Origin of the sequence: Streptomyces sp. NPDC015345 (assembly GCF_043078805.1) — a bacterium.
Taxonomy (GTDB): Bacteria; Actinomycetota; Actinomycetes; order Streptomycetales; family Streptomycetaceae; genus Streptomyces.
In genome coordinates this window covers 421,486-442,830 of record NZ_JBIBTX010000003.1, presented here as the reverse complement: position 1 = coordinate 442,830, position 21,345 = coordinate 421,486, and the positions used below count along the sequence as shown (strand labels likewise).

The 21,345-nt window shown below is 70.2% G+C and carries 16 protein-coding genes; 10 read left to right on the top strand and 6 right to left on the bottom strand.

What is annotated here, in order from left to right; translation table 11 throughout:
* Positions 1-13: 13 nt before the first annotated feature.
* Positions 14-2,104 carry a TPM domain-containing protein gene (locus ACF062_RS14290; RefSeq protein WP_392138860.1) on the bottom strand — a complete coding sequence of 697 codons (2,091 nt, stop codon included), beginning with the start codon at positions 2,102-2,104 and terminating at the stop codon, positions 14-16.
* Between the two features lie 174 nt (positions 2,105-2,278).
* Here ACF062_RS14290 and ACF062_RS14285 point away from each other — a divergent pair, with 174 nt between their 5' ends.
* Positions 2,279-2,968 (top strand): SMI1/KNR4 family protein, encoded by a 690-nt coding sequence (locus tag ACF062_RS14285; protein WP_392138069.1) that lies wholly within the window; start codon positions 2,279-2,281, stop codon positions 2,966-2,968.
* A 200-nt stretch (positions 2,969-3,168) separates the two neighbouring features.
* Here the strand turns inward: ACF062_RS14285 and ACF062_RS14280 are convergent, their stop codons facing one another.
* From ACF062_RS14280 to ACF062_RS14260, 5 genes are all read right to left on the bottom strand, one after another.
* Entirely contained in the window at positions 3,169-4,401 is a 1,233-nt protein-coding gene (locus tag ACF062_RS14280) for an alpha/beta hydrolase family protein (protein ID WP_392138067.1), read from the bottom strand.
* 99 nt (positions 4,402-4,500) lie between these two features.
* Positions 4,501-5,325: a succinate dehydrogenase/fumarate reductase iron-sulfur subunit gene (locus tag ACF062_RS14275; protein ID WP_392138065.1), complete on the bottom strand. Its 825-nt coding sequence runs from the start codon at positions 5,323-5,325 to the stop codon at positions 4,501-4,503.
* Positions 5,322-7,250 carry a fumarate reductase/succinate dehydrogenase flavoprotein subunit gene (locus tag ACF062_RS14270; protein ID WP_392138063.1) on the bottom strand — a complete coding sequence of 643 codons (1,929 nt, stop codon included), beginning with the start codon at positions 7,248-7,250 and terminating at the stop codon, positions 5,322-5,324. Before ACF062_RS14270 ends, ACF062_RS14275 begins: the two co-directional genes overlap by 4 nt.
* Positions 7,250-8,086: a hypothetical protein gene (locus tag ACF062_RS14265; RefSeq protein ID WP_392138062.1), complete on the bottom strand. Its 837-nt coding sequence runs from the start codon at positions 8,084-8,086 to the stop codon at positions 7,250-7,252. Before ACF062_RS14265 ends, ACF062_RS14270 begins: the two co-directional genes overlap by 1 nt.
* A gap of 70 nt (positions 8,087-8,156) precedes the next feature.
* Positions 8,157-8,471, bottom strand: coding sequence for a hypothetical protein (locus ACF062_RS14260; RefSeq protein ID WP_392138060.1), 315 nt, complete (start codon positions 8,469-8,471; stop codon positions 8,157-8,159).
* Between the two features lie 348 nt (positions 8,472-8,819).
* On the opposite strand from ACF062_RS14260, the gene ACF062_RS14255 reads away from it, so the two are divergent.
* The 9 genes from ACF062_RS14255 (at position 8,820) to ACF062_RS14215 (ending at position 21,264) form a co-directional block, all read left to right on the top strand.
* Entirely contained in the window at positions 8,820-11,327 is a 2,508-nt protein-coding gene (locus ACF062_RS14255; RefSeq protein ID WP_392138058.1) for an ABC transporter family substrate-binding protein, read from the top strand.
* Positions 11,328-11,656: 329 nt separating this feature from the next.
* The gene (gene typA, locus ACF062_RS14250; protein WP_223776571.1) at positions 11,657-13,531 is read left to right on the top strand and encodes a translational GTPase TypA; all 1,875 of its coding nucleotides are present in this window, start codon (positions 11,657-11,659) and stop codon (positions 13,529-13,531) included.
* A 491-nt stretch (positions 13,532-14,022) separates the two neighbouring features.
* Positions 14,023-15,651: an ABC transporter substrate-binding protein gene (locus ACF062_RS14245; protein WP_392138056.1), complete on the top strand. Its 1,629-nt coding sequence runs from the start codon at positions 14,023-14,025 to the stop codon at positions 15,649-15,651.
* A gap of 90 nt (positions 15,652-15,741) precedes the next feature.
* A complete protein-coding gene (locus ACF062_RS14240) occupies positions 15,742-16,671 on the top strand; it encodes an ABC transporter permease (RefSeq protein ID WP_223776573.1) in 930 nt (309 codons plus the stop codon).
* The gene (locus ACF062_RS14235) at positions 16,664-17,626 is read left to right on the top strand and encodes an ABC transporter permease (RefSeq protein WP_392138055.1); all 963 of its coding nucleotides are present in this window, start codon (positions 16,664-16,666) and stop codon (positions 17,624-17,626) included. Before ACF062_RS14240 ends, ACF062_RS14235 begins: the two co-directional genes overlap by 8 nt.
* 11 nt (positions 17,627-17,637) lie before the next feature.
* Positions 17,638-18,699: an ABC transporter ATP-binding protein gene (locus ACF062_RS14230; protein ID WP_356581662.1), complete on the top strand. Its 1,062-nt coding sequence runs from the start codon at positions 17,638-17,640 to the stop codon at positions 18,697-18,699.
* On the top strand, positions 18,692-19,876 hold the full coding sequence (locus ACF062_RS14225; protein WP_392138053.1) for an ABC transporter ATP-binding protein: 1,185 nt from the start codon (positions 18,692-18,694) through the stop codon (positions 19,874-19,876). The genes ACF062_RS14230 and ACF062_RS14225 overlap by 8 nt, the downstream gene beginning before the upstream one ends.
* Before the next feature lie 166 nt (positions 19,877-20,042).
* Positions 20,043-20,600 carry a SigE family RNA polymerase sigma factor gene (locus tag ACF062_RS14220; protein ID WP_392138051.1) on the top strand — a complete coding sequence of 186 codons (558 nt, stop codon included), beginning with the start codon at positions 20,043-20,045 and terminating at the stop codon, positions 20,598-20,600.
* Entirely contained in the window at positions 20,593-21,264 is a 672-nt protein-coding gene (locus ACF062_RS14215) for a hypothetical protein (RefSeq protein WP_392138049.1), read from the top strand. The genes ACF062_RS14220 and ACF062_RS14215 overlap by 8 nt, the downstream gene beginning before the upstream one ends.
* Positions 21,265-21,345: the final 81 nt, after the last annotated feature.

Here is a 21,345-nt window from a genome sequence, read left to right as displayed (position 1 = left end):
AGCGGAGCGGTGCTCAGAACCTGCCGCCCCCGCCCCTGCGCCCCCGCGTCCCCCCGCCGCCGAAGCTCCCGGGCCCGGGGCCGCCGCCGAACCCGCCACGTCCGTAGCCGCCGCCCGCGCGGCCCATGCCGCCGAACAGCTCGCCCAGGATGATGCCGCCGAGAACCGCGCCGCCCATGCCCCCGCCGCGGCCGCCGCCCGGGCCGGGACCTCCGTACGGATTGCCGTAGCCCCGCACGTCGCGCTCGGCGAGCTGGTGGGCCTGGCGGGCCAGCGTGTCCGCCCGCTGCGCCGCGGCGAGCGCGGCCGTCGCGTCGCCGTCGTCGGCACCGTCCTGGAGTGCCTCCGCCCGCGCGAGGTGCCGCCCAGCCTCGGCCAGGCGGGTCCTCGCCTCACTGGCGACGGCGCCGCGGTGCGTGGTGACGTAGTCCGCGGCCGCCCCGACGGCGCTGCGGGCGGTGAGCAGGGCCTGCCCCAGCAGGTCGCGGGAGCGCCGGTCGGCGACCTCGCGCTCCCGGGCGCCCGCCAGCGCCGCGTCGAGCGCCGCGTCCGCCTCCTCCACGCGGCGCAGGGCCGCGATCGGGTCGCAGGGCCCCGCGGCCAGTTGGTTCCGCACCTCGGCGACCACGGCCTCCGCCCGCGCGATACGGCCCCGCAGGTCCGCCGTGGGCACCCCCGCCGCGGTGCCTTCGAGCAGCCCGCGCGCGTCGGCGAGGTCGGTCTCGGTCTCGGTGAGCGCGCCGGGCAGCCGCTCGGCGGCCGCCGCGAGCTCCCCGGCGAGGCGCTCGACGGCGGCCACGAACGTGCCCGCCTGGTCGACCGCGCCCTCCGCCGCGCGCAGATGGACGGCGGCCACACCGCTCTCGCCCGCGTCGAGCGACTGCCGGGCCCGGTTGAGGTGGGTGGTGGCGAAGAGGAGGCGGTCCTTGGCCTGCTCGGCGTGGCCGACCACGCCGGCGAAGGCACTCGGCGCGTACGTCCGGCGCAGCGCCGCGAGGCTCTCATCGGCCGTGCCGGTCCGCGCCGCGACCTGCCGGAACACCGTCTCGGCCTGCGCCAGGGCCTGCGGGGCGTTCTTCTCCAGGGAGCGCAGCTCGTCGAAGGCGGCCGTCTCCGCGTCCAGGCGGCGGTCGGCCTCCGTGCAGCGCGCGATGATCTCGTCCAGCATGCGGCGCCGGGTCGCCTCGTCCTCGCCGTAGGCGTCGTCGAGCTCCTGCCGCAGCCGGAAGGCCGCCGTCAGCTCCGAACGGGCGTACGCGAGCGCCTCGCCGAACGGCTTGACCGCGTCCTCGCCGAACTGGGCGGTCGCGAACCCCAGTTCCTCGGCGCTGGTGCGGATCGCGTCGTCCGTCTCGACCAGCAGCAGCCGGGCCTTCTTGTCGAGTTCGTCGAGGCGGGGGAGCGGGGTGAGGCCGGTACCCGCGCCACGGCCCCAGCCGGGCGTCGTACGCGTCGCGGCCCGCCTCCTGCGCCGCCGGTAGGCGACCAGGGCGGCGGCCCCGGCCACGCCCGCCACTGCCACCGGCAGCACGAGGTCGCCGGCCACGGAGTCGTCGCGCCCGCCGGGATCGGCCGGGCCGGGGGTGACCGACGGCGTCGGCACGGGCCGCCCCGCGAGGACCGCGCGGTAGCCGTTCGCGGCGCCGATGGCCGCACCGGCCCAGTCGTTCTCCCGCAGGGCGGGCCGGATGGCGGTGGTGGCCACCTCCTGGAGCTGGGCGTCACTGAGCCGGGAGGCGTCGTCCACGGAGTAGGCGAACTGCCGGTCGTGGGTGGCCACAGCGAGCAGCACGTCGTCCAGGCCGAGGCCGTTGCGCCCGGCGGTGGCGTCCGCCCAGCTCTGCGCGGAACGGCCGGAGAAATCACGTACGTAGACGACGAAGAGCTGCACGCCCCGGTCGTCGTAGAGCCGGTCGAGGGCCTGCTCCGCGGCGTCCGCGCGCTCCCCGAGGGCGTCCACCCTGTCGGTGATCTGGCCGGTGCGGGAGAGCGTGACGGGGTCCTCCGCGAAGGCCGGCCAGGGACACAGCAGCGAGAACCAGGCGAGCAGCGCGGCCACGGCGACCGCGACTGCCCGCGCGGGCAGCCGCGGGGACGGCGTCACAGGCGTCACATGGGCGAGCGTAGGTCGGCCTCCGGGCCGCCGCGACCGGACGGCGGCCCTCTGAAGGCGGCCCCCTGGAGGAGGCCCCGCCGCCGGAGGCACCAGCACGGCGGACGCGTACGGTGACCCGGTGCGGGACGCTTCGAGGAGCGGCCGGAAGAGGAAGGGGCGCAGGTGGGAGGGGTCTGGACGGGGGTGCGGGAGCGGGTGCTCGCCCTGCGCTCCGCGCCGTACCGCAAGGCGGTGTTCGGCGCCGAGTTCCATGAGTACGGCCATGGCTTCGCGCTCCTGCCCGTGCTGACGCGGGAGCAGGTGGCCGCGGTCGAACGGCACCGCGGCGTGACGTTCCCCGCGGAGTACCGCAGCTTCCTGCTGGAAGTCGGCGCGGGCGGCGCCGGACCCGACTACGGCCTGTTCCCCGTGCGCCCGGTCGGGCCCGACACACCGCCCGCGACGCCCCACGGCGCGCGCCCCTTCCGCCCCGAGCGCACCCGGGAACTCGCGGACCACCAGGACGCGGAGCCGTCGCGCGCGGCGTACGGCGGCACACCGCAGGACGAGGCACGGTTCCGCCGCGACCATCACGCCTGGGACCGGCGCGAGGACGAGCTCCTTGAGATCCTGACCGAGGGCACCCTGTGCGTGGGCGACCAGGGCTGCGGCTATTACACGCTGCTGGCCCTCACAGGGCCCGAGCGCGGCACGATGTGGCACGACGCAAGAGCGGCGGCCGAGGGCGTGGCCCCCGTCCAGTTCGTCGGCAGGCCCGGCCGCGTCACGTTCGCCGCCTGGTACCTCCAGTGGCTGAACCGCGCGGAACGCCAGGCGACGCGGCCTCCCGAGACCACCCGCGCCACCCCCTAGGGCCTGTCTGACAATTCGCGTCGTCGCCCGGAGGGCGGCCTCGCGGCGTCAGGTGCGTGCTCTCGGCGTGCCGGGCGTAGGGCCTCGTACTGGATGTACTTGGCTCTGCGCCCGGTGCGGCGAGAGTGCGTGCATGGCGTCGCGAGGCAGGCGGGAATTGTCAGACAGGCCCTAGCCGCCGGACGCCCGCTCACGGCACGTCAGCCCGCGAACACCACCTCCGGACAGCGCTCCGAGGGCCGCTCCAGCAGCCCGTCGTCCTCCCCCTTCAGCCACCGGTCGAAGAACGAGACCACATACGCGCGCTGCGCCGCCACCGCCCGCTCCGGGACGATCGTGCCTATGTGCTCCTCGACGGTCGCGCGGTCCACCCCGGCCCGGGGCAGCAGCGCGGCCAGGTCGGTGTACGTCTGGTGCTTGGCACCCCGCAGCGTGAGGTTCCGCTTCCAGCCGGTGCTGTGGGTCCAGAAGGACCGCCACGACGGCTCGGTCGTACGGTCGCTTCCCTCGCGGCCCATCAGCAAGAAGGGGCGGTCCAGGCCGTGCCGTGCGACCGGCAGGAGGTTCGTCCCGTCGGGCTCGGGGTTGAACTCCAGCGTGCCGTCCAGGTCGACGCCAGCCTTGACCCTGCGGTCCTCGTACATCGTCTGGGCGGCGCAGACCCCGCCCGCGGACTGTCCGACCATGCCGACGCGGCTCCGGTCGACGATCGCGGACAGGCCGTGCGGAAGCGAGCCGAGGCGGTCGAGGACGAACGTCGAGTCGGTGACCCGGACCCCGAGGACCTTCTTGAGCAGGGCCGGCATGGTGCCCTCGCGCTGCGCCTTCGCGAGGGCCTCCAGCAGCGGTTCGTTGCCCTTGACCGAGCCGTCGGGGAACTGCACGCCGGGGCTCTCGTAGGTGTGGTCGACGGTCACCACGACATAGCCGCGGCTCGCCAACTCCTCCACCAGCGTGGTGCCCCAGGTGCGCGGGTCGCCCGCGCCCGCCGCGTACAGCAGGACGGGACGCCGCCCGCCGCGGATGGCCGCCGCTCCCTTCCTGGCATGCGTCCGCAGGGCGGCGAAGTCGAGGGCGCCCCGCGGGATGCCGTGCGGCGCGGTGGCGTCCCAGCGGGCGGCGGCGCCCGGCGCCATGTAGGGCGCGCGGCGGTGCCCTCCGCCCGGGCCGGGCGGGCCGGGCGCGGCCGGATACCAGACGTCGACCATCAGCTCGCGGTACGGCAGCGCGGGCACCCACGGGTCGGGCCGTGACCGGTCGACGAGCCGGGCGGACACGGTCCCGATCGCGAACGGACCGGTCGGCGCGGGCAGCCGGACCCTCGCACCGGCGCGGGGTGCGGCGGTGGCGGGCGTCGGCAGTAGGCCCGCCGCGAGCCCGGCGGCCGCGAGCCCGACGAGCGAACGACGGGTCGGAAAGGCACGAGAAGTCATGCCTCCATGCTGATCGCCACCGGCCTTCGCGACCATGGGGGAAAGCACGGATTTCCCGACTGGGGGATCACCCCCACAAACCCTGAGAACCGCCGGCGATCACTCTCCCCGCCGCCGGATCTTGTTCCCCAGCCACACCAGCGGATCGTACTTGCGGTCGACCGCCCGCTCCTTCAAGGGAATCAGAGCGTTGTCCGTGATCTTGATGCCCTCCGGGCAGACCTCAGTGCAGCACTTGGTGATGTTGCAGTAGCCGAGCCCGTGCTCCTCCTGCGCGGTCCGCTTGCGGTCGAGGCCGGACTCCGCCGCCGCGTCCAGCGGATGCATGTCCAGCTCGGCGACCCGCATCAAGAAGCGCGGCCCGGCGAAGGCGCTCTTGTTCTCCTCGTGGTCGCGCACCACATGGCAGGTGTCCTGGCACAGGAAGCACTCGATGCACTTGCGGAACTCCTGCGAGCGGTCCACGTCCGCCTGCTGCATGCGGTACTCACCGGGCCCGAGGTCCGTGGGCGGCACGAACGCCGGAACCTCACGCGCCTTCGTGTAGTTGAAGCCGACGTCCGTCACCAGGTCCCGCACCACGGGGAAGGCCCGCAGCGGCGTCACCGTGATGACCTCGTCGCGGCCGAAGACCGACATGCGCGTCATGCACATCAGCCTCGGCCTGCCGTTGATCTCCGCCGAGCACGAACCGCACTTGCCCGCCTTGCAGTTCCACCGCATGGCGAGGTCGGGTGCCTGGGTGGCCTGGAGGCGGTGGATGATGTCGAGGACGACCTCGCCCTCGTTGACCTCGACCTCGAAGTCCGCCAGGCCGCCGCCGCCGACGTCCCCGCGCCAGACCTTGAACCGCGCGTCGTACGAACTCGATGAACTCGATGAACTCGATGAACTCGACGGACTCGATGGACGCGACGGACTCATTCGTACAGCTCCTCTTCAGCCAGGTACTTGACCAACTCCTCCTTCTCGAAGAGGGCGAGCAGGTCCGGGCGGATGGGCTCGGTCGTGTCACGGACCAGGTCGATCTGGCCGCGCACGGGATCGGCAGCGGCCAGACCACCGCTCGGATCGGTCAGTTGACACAGCAGATTGACGCGGCGCCACTCGCGGCTCATCGCCGGATGGTCCTCGCGGGTGTGGCCGCCGCGGCTCTCCGTGCGCTCCAGGGCGGCGCGGGCGACGCACTCGCTGACCAGCAGCATGTTGCGCAGGTCGAGCGCGAGGTGCCAGCCGGGGTTGAACTGGCGGTGCCCCTCGACCCCCGCCCGCCGCGCCCGCGACCGCAGCTCGGCGAGCTTCTCCAGGGCCTGCGCCATCTCGGCCTCGCGGCGGATGATGCCGACCAGGTCGTTCATGGTCTGCTGGAGTTCCTGGTGCAGGGTGTACGGGTTCTCCGGAGTCTCTCTGTCCGCGAGGCCCTCGGCGCTGAACGGCCGCAGCGCCTCGGCCGCCGCGGCGTCCACCTGCGCCTCGTCGATCACGGGCCGCGCGGTGAGCCCGGCCGCGTACCGCGCCGCGTGCAGCCCCGCGCGCCGCCCGAAGACGAGCAGGTCGGACAGGGAGTTGCCGCCGAGCCGGTTGGAGCCGTGCATGCCGCCCGCCACCTCGCCCGCGGCGTACAGCCCGCTCACGCGGCGCGCGGCCGCGGTGTCGGAGTCCACCGCGATGCCGCCCATCACGTAGTGGCAGGTCGGCCCGACCTCCATGGCCTCCGCTGTGATGTCGACGTCCGCGAGTTCCTTGAACTGGTGGTACATGGACGGCAGCCGCCGCTTGATGACCTCGGCGGGCATACGTGTCGACACATCCAGGAAGACGCCGCCGTGCGGTGAGCCGCGGCCCGCCTTCACCTCGGAGTTGATGGCACGCGCGACCTCGTCGCGGGGAAGCAGCTCGGGCGGGCGGCGGTTGTGGTCCGGGTCGTCGTACCAGCGGTCGCCCTCCTCCTCCGACTGCGCGTACTTCTCCTTGAAGACGTCGGGGATGTAGTCGAACATGAACCGCTTGCCCTCGGAGTTCCGCAGCACCCCGCCGTCACCGCGCACCGACTCGGTGACGAGGATGCCCTTGACCGACGGCGGCCAGACCATGCCCGTCGGGTGGAACTGCACGAACTCCATGTTCAGCAGCGGCGCCCCGGCGAGCAGCGCGAGGGCGTGCCCGTCGCCGGTGTACTCCCACGAGTTCGACGTCACCTTGAAGGACTTGCCGATGCCGCCGGTCGCGAGGACGACGCTCGGTGCTTCCAGGACGAAGAAGCGGCCCGACTCGCGGTCGTAGCAGAAGGCCCCGCCGACCCTCTCGTCCTCCTTCAGCACGCGCGTGACCGTGCACTCCTGGAAGACCTTCAGCCGCGCCTCGTGGTCGCCGAACTCCCGGAAGTCCTCCTGCTGGAGGGCGACGATCTTCTGCTGGAGCGTGCGGATCAGTTCGAGCCCGGTACGGTCGCCGACGTGCGCGAGCCGCGGGTACTCGTGCCCGCCGAAGTTGCGCTGGGAGATCCGCCCGTCCGGCGTACGGTCGAACAGGGCGCCCCAGGTCTCCAGCTCCCACACGCGGTCCGGTGCTTCACGCGCGTGCAGCTCGGCCATCCGCCACTGGTTGAGGAACTTGCCGCCGCGCAGGGTGTCGCGGAAGTGGACCTGCCAGTTGTCACCGGAGTTCACGTTGCCCATGGAGGCCGCGATACCGCCCTCGGCCATCACCGTATGGGCCTTGCCGAACAGCGACTTGCAGATCACGGCCGTACGGGCGCCCTGCTCACGCGCCTCGATCGCGGCCCGCAGACCGGCGCCACCGGCGCCCACCACGACAACATCCCACTGCTGCCGCTCCACTTGAGACATCAGAACAACCTCGGATCGTCGAAGGCGCCGGACGCGATCAGATACACGTAGAAGTCGGCGAGCGCCACGCTCACCAACGACGCCCAGGCGAGCAGCATGTGGCGTGCGTTCAGTTTTCCGACCCACTGCCACATGCGGTACCGGACCGGATGCTTGGAGAAGTGCTTGAGCTTGCCCCCGACGATGTGCCGGCACGAGTGGCAGGAGAGGGTGTATGCCCAGATCAGCGTGATGTTGAGCAGGAAGACGAGCGTGCCGAGGCCCATGTGGCCCCACTCGTAGTGCTCGTCGCGGAAGGTGAGCACGGTGTCGTACGTGAGGATGCCCGCGACCGGCACCGCCGCGTAGAAGAAGTACCGGTGGATGTTCTGGAGTACCAGCGGGAAACGGGTCTCACCGGAGTACTTCTTGTGCGGCTCGGCGACCGCGCAGGCGGGTGGTGACGCCCAGAAGCCGCGGTAGTAGGCCTTGCGGTAGTAGTAGCAGGTCAGCCGGAAGCCGAGCGGGAAGATCAGGATCAGCAGCGCGGGCGACAGGCCCCACCAGCTGCCGAAGATCTCCCAGTTGGGTCCGGAACGCATCGGCTCGCAGTTGTCGGCCAGGCACGGCGAGTAGAACGGCGAGACATAGGGCGCCTGGTAGTAGTCCGCGTTCGCGAACGCCCGCCAGGTCGAGTAGACGACGAAGGCGAGCAGCCCGGCGGCGGTCGCCGCGGGCGCCAGCCACCAGCGGTCGGTCCGCAGGTGGGCAGCGGCGATCGCGGCGCGCGTGCCGTCGCGCACGCCGCCGCCGGGGGCCGTTCCGCTCTTCGGTTGGGGTTCCGTGCCGGTGGCCAACGAGGCTCCACTCCTTCGTCCTCGGGTACCGCGGTGTCAGGCGTGCGGGAGGGGTTCGACGGGGCGGGTGTCAGGGGGCGTGGCGGTCGTGGGCGCCCAGACCCTCGTCGTCGCAGTCCCCGGCGTTCGTCCATAGCGAGCTGTCGTACGGCGTGTCGGGAATGGTCACGAGATCGGTCCGCAGCGGCTTCTCGCGCGGTGCGGACGGCGCGGTGGCGGAGCGCAGCAGGGCGACGCTCTCGGTCAGCCGGTCGGTGTCCGTGCGCACCCGGCGCACGTCGACGGCCGCCAACTGGTCGCCGGCCTGGCTCTCCAGCCTGCCGACGGTACGGACCAACTCCTCGACGCAGCGCTGAACGGCCGTCAATTCATCGTGCAGAGCCATGACTTGCCCTCACTTAGGGGGTGCGGTGGCAACGCTCATGCGCCTGCGAGTGTCGCGCGCCACATCCCGGCTTGTGAAGAGATCTGCACCGATTGCCGGATCGAGGGCGGTGAACGCGCCGGATCACGCCCCTGTCGCGCCGGTCCGGACCTCGGACACTCCGGCGCGTTGGGCCGCACGAGTGGCATCCGGGCGCCGCCACGCCGTGTCTGCGTCGCGCGGCCCGCCCGGTCACCTTCAGTGGGGCCATAGATGTGATCAGCTCCATATACCGCCAAACGTGATCAATCCCGGCCCGGTCCTGGTAGCGGGGGGCCGGGCGAGCCCCGGACCCCGGAGGTACCAGCCATGTCCCACGACCGCGTCAGGGCCAGATCTGTCGTGTTCCTCGCGACGGGGGTGCTGGCTCTGCCCGCCCTCGCCGGATGCAGCTCGAACGACGAGGCCGGCGGGCCGGCCGCAGGCCAGGACGTCGCTCCCGCCGCCCGGGGCATGGTCGCCGACGGGGGGACCATGAACTGGGCGCTCGACGCGCTGCCCGAGACCCTCAACACCTTCCAGTCCGACGCCGACGCGGGCACCTCGCGGATCGCGGGCGCGGTCCTGCCGTCCCTGTTCCGCCTCGACGCGCAGGGCAGGCCGCAGCGCAACGCCGACTTCCTGGAGTCGGCGGAGGTCGTCGAGCGCGAGCCCCGGCAGGTCGTCCTGTACAAGCTCAACCAGCAGGCGGTCTGGAGCGACGGCCGGGAGATCGGCGCCGATGACTTCGCCGCCCAGTGGCGGGCCCTGTCCGGCAAGGACACCGCGTACTGGACGGCGCGGAACGCCGGATACGACCGCATCGAGAAGATCGAGCGCGGCGCGAACAACCTGGAGGTGCGGGTCACCTTCGGCAAGCCCTACGCGGACTGGCGCTCGCTGTTCTCCCCGCTCTACCCCAAGCAGGTCATGGGCAGCCCCGACTCCTTCAACGACGGCGCCCGCCGCAAGCTGAAGGCGACCGCGGGCCCCTTCACGCTCACGGACATCGACCGGAAGGCCGGCGAGGTGACCCTCGGGCGCAACCCGCGCTGGTGGGGGCGGCAGGCCAAGCTCGACAAGCTGGTGCTGCGCGAGGTGTCCCGGAGCGAGCGGGCCGAGGCGCTCGCCAAGGGCAGGGTCGACCTCGCCGAGATCGACGCCACGGAGGCCGGGCGGATCACGCTCGCCGCCCGCGACAAGGCCGACGGGGGCGCACCGGCCCACGGCCCCGGCGCGCAGCTGACGCCCGCCAAGGCCCTGCGCTCCTGGGCGATCGTCAACGGCTCCGACGAGGAGGCCGCTCAGGCGGAGTACGAGGCCCGCGAGAAGACCCGCAGGGCGGTCAAGAAGTACGCGACAGAGCAGGCGGGCCTGAGCGGCTACGTGGTCCGCAAGTCCCTTGAACCGGCCTACACGCAGCTCGCCCTCAACGGCTCCGAGGGGCCGCTCGCGGACGACCGGGTGCGCCGCGCGGTCGCCCGCGCCCTGGACCGCGAGGAGCTCGCCGAGGCGGTGCTCAAGCCGCTCGGCCTGCCCGCCGAGCCGGTCGGCAGCCACCTCGCCCTCGCCGGACAGTTGGCGTACGCGGACAACAGCGGGGCTCTCGGCAAGCAGGACACCGCCGAGGCGCGGGCGCTCCTCGCGGACGCGGGCTGGACGCCGGGCGCCGCGGTCAAGGACGGGCTGAAGGACAAGAAGAAGACGAAGACGGCGGGCGGCCAGGCCTCCGCGAAGCCGTCGGACACGGAGTCCGGATCCGGGGCCGACGACGGCACGTACATCGTCGGCCAGGACGACGGAAAGCCCGGCGACAGCAGCTCCTCCGTGCTCGCGCCCGCCCCCGCCGCCGCTCACCAGAAGGCCGCGCTGACCCGCCAGGCGGACGTCCTGCGGCTGCCGGTCGAGGCCGAGACGGAGCAGAAGAAGGCCGAAGGCAAGGCGGCGAAGAAGGCGGAGAAGGAGAAAGCGGAGAAGAAGAGCGCGGGAAAGAAGAGCGCAGAAAAGAAGAGGGCCGAAAAGAAGCAGGCGGAAAAGAAGAGGGCCGCCGAGCGGGCCGAGGAAAGGCGCGAGCAGAGGTCCGAAAGCCGCTTCGGGGACAGGTCCGAGAACAGGTTCGGGAACACGTTCGAGAAGAGGGACACCGCCGACCGCACCGGGCAGCAGGGCGACCGGCAGTCGGTCACGTCCCGCTCCCGGGACCACGCCAAGGGCGGCGCCCCCGGCGCGTACGCCCCCAAGGGCACCGCCGCGCCCGCCGCGGGCGCACCGCTGGCCAAGGACGGCAAGCCCCTCACCCTCCGCTTCGTGCTGCCCTCCGGGGACGGCTCGGAGCCGCTGCGGGCGGTGGCCGACCGGATCTCGCGGATGCTGGAGAAGATCGGCGTGCGCACGGAGACGGCGAAGGTCTCCGACAGCAGCTACTTCAAGGACCACATCGCCTCCGGCCAGTACGACCTCGCCCTCTACTCGTGGCCCGCGTCGGCCTTCCCGGCCACCGACGCCCGCCCGATCTTCGCCAAGCCGGTCCCGGCCGCCGACGGCTCGCTGAACGTCGAGCAGAACTACACGCGCGTCGGCACCGACCACATCGACCAGCTGTTCGACCAGGCGATGAGTGAACTCGATGAAGAAACGTCACGCTCCCTGGTGAAGAAGGCGGACGCCCGCATCTGGGCCGAGGCGGGCTCCATCCCGCTCTACCAGCGGCCCCAGCTGATGGCGACCCGCCCGAACCTCGCCAACGCCGGGGCCTTCGGCTTCCAGGCCCCGAACTACGAGGACATCGGCTTCCTGAAGCCGGGCGCGAAGCCGTCGGGCATGCCCGCGGCCAAGTGACCCCGGGCCCCGGCCCGGGCACGGCGTACGTGCCGTGCAAGTGACGTACACCATCTCTTCACGGGACCGACGCTCAGATTCCGCTCAACTCCCTTGCCCGCCGACCACCTCGGCGGGCAAGGTCGTACCCACCCATTGACCTGCGGTTTCACCCCTGACGCCCCCATCCGGGGCAGGCGCTCGCGGCTGCCCGGAAACCCCCCGCGGAGGCCGCCTCCGCGCGAGCCACGTAGACTGGGGTAAGGCCGTGGCGTGTTGTCTGCCCGGCAGGGCACGCGTACCGGACCGTACGCGCCGCCGTCCACTCTTCCCGGGAGAAGCGCAGCTGTATGCCCACGCGCCACGACATTCGTAACGTCGCCATCGTCGCCCACGTCGACCACGGCAAGACGACCATCGTCGATGCCATGCTCAAGCAGGCCGGCGCCTTCGCCGCCCACGCCGCGGAGTCGCTCGACGACCGCATGATGGACTCGAACGACCTGGAGCGTGAGAAGGGCATCACGATCCTGGCCAAGAACACGGCCGTCAAGTACCACCCCAAGGATGGTGGCGACCCGATCACCATCAACATCATCGACACCCCCGGCCACGCCGACTTCGGCGGCGAGGTCGAGCGCGGTCTGTCGATGGTGGACGCGGTCGTCCTCCTGGTCGACGCCTCCGAGGGTCCGCTGCCCCAGACCCGCTTCGTGCTCCGCAAGGCCCTCCAGGCCCGGATGCCGGTCATCCTGTGCATCAACAAGACCGACCGCCCGGACTCCCGGATCGACGAGGTCGTCAACGAGACGTACGACCTCTTCCTCGACCTGGACGCCGACGAGGACCAGATCGAGTTCCCGATCGTCTACGCCTGCGGCCGTGACGGCATCGCCTCGCTGACCAAGCCGGAGGACGGCACCGTCCCGGCCGACAGCGACAGCCTGGAGCCGTTCTTCACGACGATCCTGGAGCACGTCCCCGCTCCGGAGTACGACGAGTCGGCCCCCCTCCAGGCCCACGTCACCAACCTGGACGCCGACAACTTCCTCGGCCGTATCGCGCTCTGCCGCGTCGAGCAGGGCGAGCTGCGCAAGGGCCAGACCGTCACGTGGATCAAGCGTGACGGCACCCAGCAGAACGTCCGCATCACCGAGCTGATGATGACCGAGGCGCTCACCCGCAAGCCCGCCGAGAAGGCCGGCCCCGGTGACATCTGCGCCATCGCCGGTATCTCGGACATCATGATCGGCGAGACCCTGGCCGACCCCGAGAACCCGATCGCGCTGCCGCTGATCACGGTCGACGAGCCCGCGATCTCCATGACCATCGGTACGAACACCTCGCCGCTGGTCGGCAAGGGCGGCAAGGGCCACAAGGTCACCGCCCGCCAGGTGAAGGACCGCCTGGACAAGGAGCTGATCGGTAACGTCTCGCTGCGCGTCCTGGACACCGAGCGCCCCGACGCCTGGGAGGTGCAGGGCCGCGGTGAGCTGGCGCTGGCCATCCTCGTCGAGACCATGCGCCGGGAAGGCTTCGAGCTGACCGTCGGCAAGCCCGAGGTGGTCACCAAGGAGATCAACGGCAAGGTCCACGAGCCGATCGAGCGCATGACGATCGACTCCCCGGAGGAGCACCTCGGCGCCATCACGCAGCTGATGGCGACCCGCAAGGGCCGCATGGAGACCATGACGAACCACGGTTCGGGCTGGATCCGCATGGAGTGGATCGTCCCGTCCCGCGGCCTCATCGGCTTCCGTACGGAGTTCCTGACCCAGACCCGCGGCACGGGCATCGCGCACTCCATCTTCGAGGGCCACGAGCCGTGGTTCGGCGAGCTGAAGACCCGTAACAACGGCTCCCTGGTCGCCGACCGCGCGGGCACGGTCACGCCGTTCGCGATGATCAACCTCCAAGAGCGCGGTGTCATCTTCACCGAGGCCGGCACCGAGGTGTACGAGGGCATGATCATCGGTGAGAACTCGCGCTCCGACGACATGGACGTGAACATCACCAAGGAGAAGAAGCTCACCAACATGCGCGCCGCGTCGGCCGACTCCACGGAGAACGTGGTCCCGCCGCGCAAGCTGTCGCTGGAGCAGTCCCTGGAGTTCTGCCGCGACGACGAGTGCATCGAGGTGACCCCGGAGACCGTGCGCATCCGCAAGGTCGTCCTGGACCAGAAGGAGCGCGGCCGCACCGCGTCGCGCGCCAAGCGCAACTGACGCCCCCTCACCGCCGGAAGGTAAACCTCCGGCGGTGCCACAGGGACGCATGAGGCCGGTTTCCGCCCTCCCTCAGGGGAGTTGGCGGAAGCCGGCCTCCGGCGTTTCCGCTGGCGGTACCGTGTGCCCACTGTCGCGTGAAGAGATCCGTGGCAACCGCTTTTCGGCGGGGAAACGTCCGCTATGCGGACGTCACTGACCGTTAGATGTGTAACACGTCCGTTTCGCAACCATCTATCTAGGATCGGTTTGTCCGGATTTTGGAAGTTGTACGTGCCAGGTGTGATTGAACCGAGACCAAAAGAGTGTGGTCGACCGGTACCTCATGGCTAATAGTTGACCGCGTATAGCTCGGGTCAATGGGTCACGCGCTGTGGGGAGCGCCGACTCACGAGCACACTGGGGTACTCGATCTTCGCCGTCAGGGGTGTCGGCGCGATCGCACGTACCCCCTCTTGTAGTGAACAAGTGGACTCATGAGGAGGAACCCCATGCGTGGTGCCAAGAGCGCCAAGTGGGTCGCGATAGCCGGTGTTGTGGCTCTGACTGCCACCGCTTGTGGCGGCGGCAGCGACAGCGGCGACAACAGCAACCGCAAGGTCGACCCCAAGGGGATCGTCAGCTACGCCAACGGTGAGCCGCAGAACGCCCTGCAGCCGTCCAACACCATGGAGGCGTACGGCAGCGTCGTCATCGACGCGCTCTTCACCGGGCTTGTCCACTACGACAAGCAGGGCAACATCACCTATGAGAACGCCGAGTCGGTCACTCCCGACAAGGCGAACAAGGTGTGGACCGTCAAGCTGAAGCCGGGCTGGAAGTTCCACAACGGCGAGGCCGTCACCGCCAAGTCGTACGTGGACGCCTGGAACTGGGCCGCGGACCCGGCCAACGGCCAGCAGAACAGCTCCTGGTACCGCGACATCGTCGGCTACGACGACGTCCACCCGGAGAAGGGCAAGGCCAAGAAGAAGGCCATGTCCGGCCTGAAGGTCGTCGACGAGAACACCTTCACCATCACGCTGGACCACGGCATTCCGTACTACGAGTACAAGCTCGTCTACAAGCCCTTCTTCCCGATGCCCTCGGCCGCGCTGAAGGACCCGAAGAAGTACGGCGAGTCGCCGGTCGGCAACGGCCCGTACAAGTTCAAGAGCTGGGACCACAAGAAGTCGATCCAGGTCACCGCCTGGGCCGACTACAAGGGCGAGGACAAGCCCAAGAACGGCGGCATCAACTTCAAGGCCTACAACAAGGACACGGCGGCCTACGCCGACCTGAAGTCGGACAACGTCGACACCATGCCGCTGGTCCCGAACAGCGAGATCGCCAACTTCAAGCAGGACTTCGGCGACCGCGCGATCGACATGGACTTCTCGGCGATCAACACGGTCAACTTCGCCTTCTACACCAAGCAGTGGAAGGACATCGACGTCAAGGTCCTCCAGGGCCTGTCGATGGCGATCGACCGCGACACCATCGCCAAGACGGTGTTCCACGGCACGCGTGAGTCGGCCACCGGCTGGGTCGCCAAGGGCGTCAAGGGCTACCAGAACGACGCCTGCGGCGAGTTCTGCAAGTTCGACCCGAAGAAGGCCAAGCAGTCCATCAAGGCCGGCGGCGGCGTTCCCGGCAACAAGATCTCCATCCAGTACAACGCCGACCAGCCGCACAAGGACTGGGTCGTCGCGGTCTGCAACTCGATCACCAACTCGACCGGCGTCAAGTGCGTCGGCGACCCGGTGACCGACTTCGCGGCCGACACGGAGATCCGTGACCAGAAGAAGGTCAAGTCGATGTACCGCTCCGGCTGGGTGCTCGACTACCCGTTCAACGGCAACTTCCTCGCCGACCTCTACGGCACCGGCGTCGACGGCAACAAGGGCGGCTTCTCGGACAAGAAGTTCGACGAGCTGACCAAGAAGGCCGACCAGGCCAAGACCATCGACGAGTCCGCGAAGCTGTACCAGCAGGCCGAGAAGGAGCTGGTCAACAGCTTCCCGGGCATCCCGCTCTGGTACAACAAGACGCTCTCCGCGTACTCGAAGAACGTGAAGAAGGTCGAGTTCGACCAGGCCGGTGACCCGATCCTCACCGAGGTCGAGGTCTTCGAGAAGTAGCAGTCGTCGGAGTTCCGCTCCCGCGAAGCGACGCCCGGCGATCCCGGGCGTCGCTTCGCGGGCGGCTCCGCAATGGACGGAGGCACCACCATGGGGCGCTACGTCGCGAGGCGACTGCTCCAGATGATCCCGGTCTTCATCGGGACCACACTCTTGATCTTCCTGATGGTCAACGTGCTGCCGGGCGACCCGGTGGCCGCGCTGTGGGGGGACAAGCCGCCGGACCCCGCGCAGGTGGCCCAGATCAAGCACGACCGCGGGCTTGATCTGCCGCTGTGGCAGCAGTACTTCCACTACATGGGCGGACTGTTGCAGGGCGACTTCGGCAACACCATCGCCGGCAACCGGCCGATCCTCGACGAGATCACGCAGGCCTTCCCGGTCTCGGCACGGCTCGCCGCCATGGCGTGGACGTTCGAGCTGGTCGTCGGAATCGCCCTGGGCGTGCTGGCCGGCGTGAAGCGCGGCCGCATCCTCGACAACACGGTGACGCTCTTCACGCTCCTCGTGATCTCCGTCCCGATCTTCGTCTTCGGCCTCTTCCTCCAGCTGATCTTCGGCAACGAACTGGGCTGGGTCACGCCGACGGTCCAGGACTCGGAGAACATCGGGGAACTGCTCCTGCCGGCCCTCGTGCTCGGTCTGGTCGGCCTCGCCTACGTGGCCCGCCTGACCCGTACCTCCATCGCCGAGAACCGGCAGGCGGACTACATCCGTACCGCCGTCGCCAAGGGGCTGCCGCGCAAGCGCATCATCACCCGGCACCTGCTGCGCAACTCGCTGATCCCCGTGGTCACCTACCTCGGTACGGACATCGGCACCCTGATGGGCGGCGCGGTCATCACCGAGGGCATCTTCAACGTCGCCGGCGTCGGAAACCTCCTCTACGACGGGCTGTTCCAGCACGAAGGAACCGTCATCGTCGGAGTCGTGACCGTCCTCGTGCTCGTGTACCTCCTCGCCAGCCTGCTCGTCGACCTGCTCTACGCGGTCCTGGACCCGAGGATCCGTTATGCCTGACATCACCAAGACGCCGGGCCCGGCCGAGGCGGCCGCCGGCATCGTGCCGAGCGATGCGCAGGCCGTGGCCGAAGCCGTGGAGGCGCCCGGCAAGCCGCGCAGCCTCTGGGGCGACGCGTGGCGGGACCTGCGCCGCAGGCCGCTGTTCCTCATCTCGGCCGCGCTGATCCTGCTGCTGCTGGTCGTGGCCGCCTTCCCCGGCGCGTTCACCGACGCGAATCCGCGGTATGGCGACCTGACGAACCACTTCCTGGAGAAGCCGAACCTCGGCCACTTCTTCCAGGCCGACTGGTTCGGGTACGACCGGCAGGGCCGCAGCGTCTATGCCCGCGCCGTCTACGGCACGCGCAACTCGATCATGGTCGGCCTCGGCGTGACCATCCTGGTCACCCTCTTCGGCGGCATGGTCGGCATGCTGGCGGGTTACTTCGGCGGCATCTGGGACAGCCTGCTCTCCCGCATCGTCGACGTGTTCTTCGGCGTCCCGTTCCTGCTCGGCGCCATGGTCGTCCTGAACGCCTTCACCGAGCGCGACGCGCTGGTGATCATCGGCGCCCTCGCCTTCCTCGGCTGGACGCAGATCGCCCGTGTGATGCGCGGCGCGGTCATCACCACCAAGCACGCGGACTACGTGGTGGCGGCACGCGCGCTCGGCGCGGACACCAAGCGGATCCTCTTCCGGCACATCCTGCCGAACGCCATCGCCCCCGTCATCGTCATCGCGACCATCGCGCTCGGCTCGTACATCGTCGCCGAGTCGACGCTGTCGTACCTGGGCCTCGGCTTCGGCGACGACGCGCTCTCCTGGGGCGGCGACATCTCCGACGCCCTCAGCGACATCCGGAACAACCCGCACACGCTGATCTTCCCGGCCGGGATGCTCAGCCTCACCGTGCTGGCGTTCATCATGCTCGGCGACGCCGTACGCGAAGCCCTCGACCCGAAGCTGCGCTGAGGGAGGCGTACATGACCAGCATCGATCTGAAGACAGACTCCGTCCCCGCCCCCCGCTCGGGCGAGGAGAAGAGCGGCAGGCTCCTGGACGTCAAGGACCTGCACGTCGAGTTCCACACCCGAGACGGTGTGGTCAAGGCCGTCAACGGCGTCAACTACAGCGTGGACGCGGGCGAGACGCTCGCCGTCCTCGGTGAGTCGGGGTCCGGCAAGTCCGTGACCGCGCAGGCCATCATGGGCATCCTCGACATGCCGCCCGGCAAGATCCCGCACGGCGAGATCCTCTTCCGCGGCCAGGACATGCTGAAGATGTCGGGCGAGGAGCGCAGGAAGATCCGCGGCCGCAAGATCGCGATGATCTTCCAGGACGCGCTGTCCTCGCTCAACCCCGTCCTCTCGGTGGGCTACCAGCTCGGCGAGATGTTCCGGGTGCATGAGGGGCTCGGCCGCAAGGAGGCCAAGGCCAAGGCCGTCGAGCTGATGGACAAGGTCAAGATCCCGGCCGCCAAGGACCGGGTGAACGACTACCCGCACCAGTTCTCCGGCGGTATGCGCCAGCGCATCATGATCGCGATGGCGCTCGCCCTGGAGCCGGACCTGATCATCGCGGACGAGCCCACGACGGCGCTCGACGTGACGGTCCAGGCCCAGGTCATGGACCTGCTCGCGGAGCTCCAGCGCGAGTACAACATGGGCCTGATCCTGATCACCCACGACCTCGGCGTGGTCGCCGACGTCGCGGACAAGATCGCGGTCATGTACGCGGGCCGGATCGTCGAGACGGCACCGGTCCACGAGCTGTACAAGCGCCCCGCGCACCCGTACACCCGTGGCCTGCTCGACTCGATCCCGCGCCTGGACCAGAAGGGCCAGGAGCTCTACGCGATCAAGGGCCTGCCGCCCAACCTGCTCAAGATCCCCGGTGGTTGCGCGTTCAACCCGCGCTGCCCGAAGGCGCAGGACATCTGCCGCACGGAGGTCCCGGCCCTGGTGCCGGTCACCGAGCGGGACGGCGGGGAGCTGCCGGGCCGCGGCAGCGCGTGCCACTTCTGGAAGGAGACGATCCATGGCTGAGCCGACGAAGGCCTCGAAGGTCTCTAAGGCTTCGAACGCCTCGAAGGCCGAGGAGCCGCTGGACGCCATGCCGAACGTCTCCGAGGTGGAGACGGTCGAGGCCGCCACCGAGACGGAGGCCGTGGCCGCCATCGAGGCCCCGGTCGAGCGCGGCGAGCCGATCCTCCAGGTCCGCAACCTGGTCAAGCACTTCCCGCTCACGCAGGGAGTCCTGATCAAGAAGCAGGTCGGCGCGGTCAAGGCGGTCGACGGCATCTCCTTCGACCTGTACCAGGGCGAGACGCTGGGCATCGTGGGCGAGTCCGGCTGTGGCAAGTCCACGGTCGCCAAGCTCCTGATGACCCTGGAGCGGGCCACGGCCGGCGAGGTCTTCTACAAGGGCCAGGACATCACCAAGCTGTCCGGGCGCGCGCTGAAGGCGGTCCGCCGCAACATCCAGATGGTGTTCCAGGACCCGTACACCTCGCTCAACCCGCGTATGACGGTGGGCGACATCATCGGGGAGCCCTTCGAGATCCACCCCGAGGTGGCCCCGAAGGGTTCGCGCCGCCAGAAGGTCCAGGATCTCCTGGACGTGGTGGGCCTCAACCCCGAGTACATCAACCGCTACCCGCACCAGTTCTCGGGCGGCCAGCGCCAGCGCATCGGCATCGCGCGCGGCCTGGCCCTCAACCCCGAGATCATCATCTGCGACGAGCCGGTCTCGGCCCTGGACGTCTCCGTCCAGGCCCAGGTCATCAACCTGATGGAGAAGCTGCAGGACGAGTTCAACCTCTCCTACCTCTTCATCGCGCACGACCTGTCGATCGTCCGGCACATCTCGGACCGCGTGGGCGTGATGTACCTCGGCAAGATGGCGGAGATCGGCTCGGACGAGCAGATCTACGAGCACCCGACGCACCCCTACACGCAGGCGCTGCTCTCCGCGGTCCCCGTCCCGGACCCGGAGGCCCGCGAGGGCCGCGAGCGGATCATCCTGACGGGTGACGTGCCGTCGCCCGCGAACCCGCCCTCGGGCTGCCGCTTCCGCACCCGCTGCTGGAAGGCGGAGGACAAGTGCGCGAAGGAGGTCCCGCTGCTCGCTGTCCCGGAGCGGTTCAAGGGCCAGGACACGCCGGCGGCGCACGAGTCGGCCTGCCACTTCGCGGAGGAGAAGAACGTCGTGCACGCGGCGTGATCCTCCCGGCCTCTGGCCCGTACGACACCGAAGGCGCCCCCGGCCGTCAAGGCCGGGGGCGCCTTCGCGTGTAAGGGGGCGCCTTCGTGTGTAACAAGTCGCGCTCACCGTGCGTGTAACTGTCAGAGGCAAGCGAAAGCGCGCGCGGTACAGACGGGGGAACACGATGGCGACGCGGTCGGAAGGCTCTGCGGACTCCGCGGAGTTCGACGCGTTCTACGCCGCCACCGCCAAGCGTCTGGTCGCCACGGTCTATGCGATGACCGGCGACCTGGCGGAGGCGGAGGACGCGGTGCAGGAGGCGTATGTACGGGCCTGGCAGCGGTGGGATCGGCTGACCGGGGAGGGCGATCCGCTGCCGTGGGTGCGGACGGTGGCCTCGCGGCTCGCCATCAGCACCTGGCGGCGGACACGGAACCGGCTGCGGGCACACCTGCGGCACGGCGCGGCCTCGGACGCCCCGGAGCTGTCCCCGGACCGGGTGGCCCTGGTGGCGGCCCTGCGCCAACTGCCGCCCCAGCAGCGGCAGGCGGTGGTCCTGCACCACCTCCTGGACCTCCCGGTGGAGCAGGTCGCCCGGGAGACGGGCTCCTCCAGCGGCGCGGTCCGCACCCGGCTGAGCAGAGCCAGGAAGGTCCTCGGGGAGCGCCTGTCCGACTCACCCACGCACACATCCACACATACGTCCGCACACACTGCCGAGGGGGCGGCCAGCCATGGCTGAAGTGAAGGTCGAGGAACTGCTGGACGAGGTCACCGTACGGATGCCGGGAGGCGAGGAACTGCGGGCGCGGGGCCGCAGGAGGACGGTTCGGCGACGGGCCGCGCTGGTGGCCGCGGCCGTGGCGGTCACGGGAGGCGCGCTGGCGATGGCGGCGCTGGCCCGGGGCGGCGAGGGCGGCCGGGACATACGCCCCGCGGCGTCGCCCACGAAGAACCCCTTCCTGGTGGACGGCATGGTGCGCCTGCTGCCTCCCGAGCGGATGCCGGCCGCCGGGAAGTGGCAGTGGACGGGCGACGAGGAAGAGACGACGGAGAACCACCCGCTGCCGAGGGTGGGGGGACGCGACAGCTGCCCGGCGTCATACGCGGAGCGGTCGGCACCCGACCAGACGCAGTACGGCACGGAGTATGGCAGCGACGAAGGCGCCGCCAAGGCACGGCACCGCGTCACGTCGTACGAGAGCGGGGCCGTCGCCCGGCGCGAGGCCGCCCTGCTCGAAGAGGCGCTGACGGAGTGCGGTCTCCAGCGGCACGGCAAGGGGACGGCCGGCCACTGGTCCGGCACGACGGAGTCCGCCTCGTGGCTGCGGGTGGAGGTCGAGCGCTGGGGCAGGTGGATCTCCGTGGTGGAGGTGGAGGTGGAGGAGTCGGCGAGGGGCCGGTGATGAAGGAGCCCTCCTCATGACCTCTCGGCCCATAACCTCTCGGCCCATCGCCACCTTGTGGGCTCCCCGCCCCGACAGGAA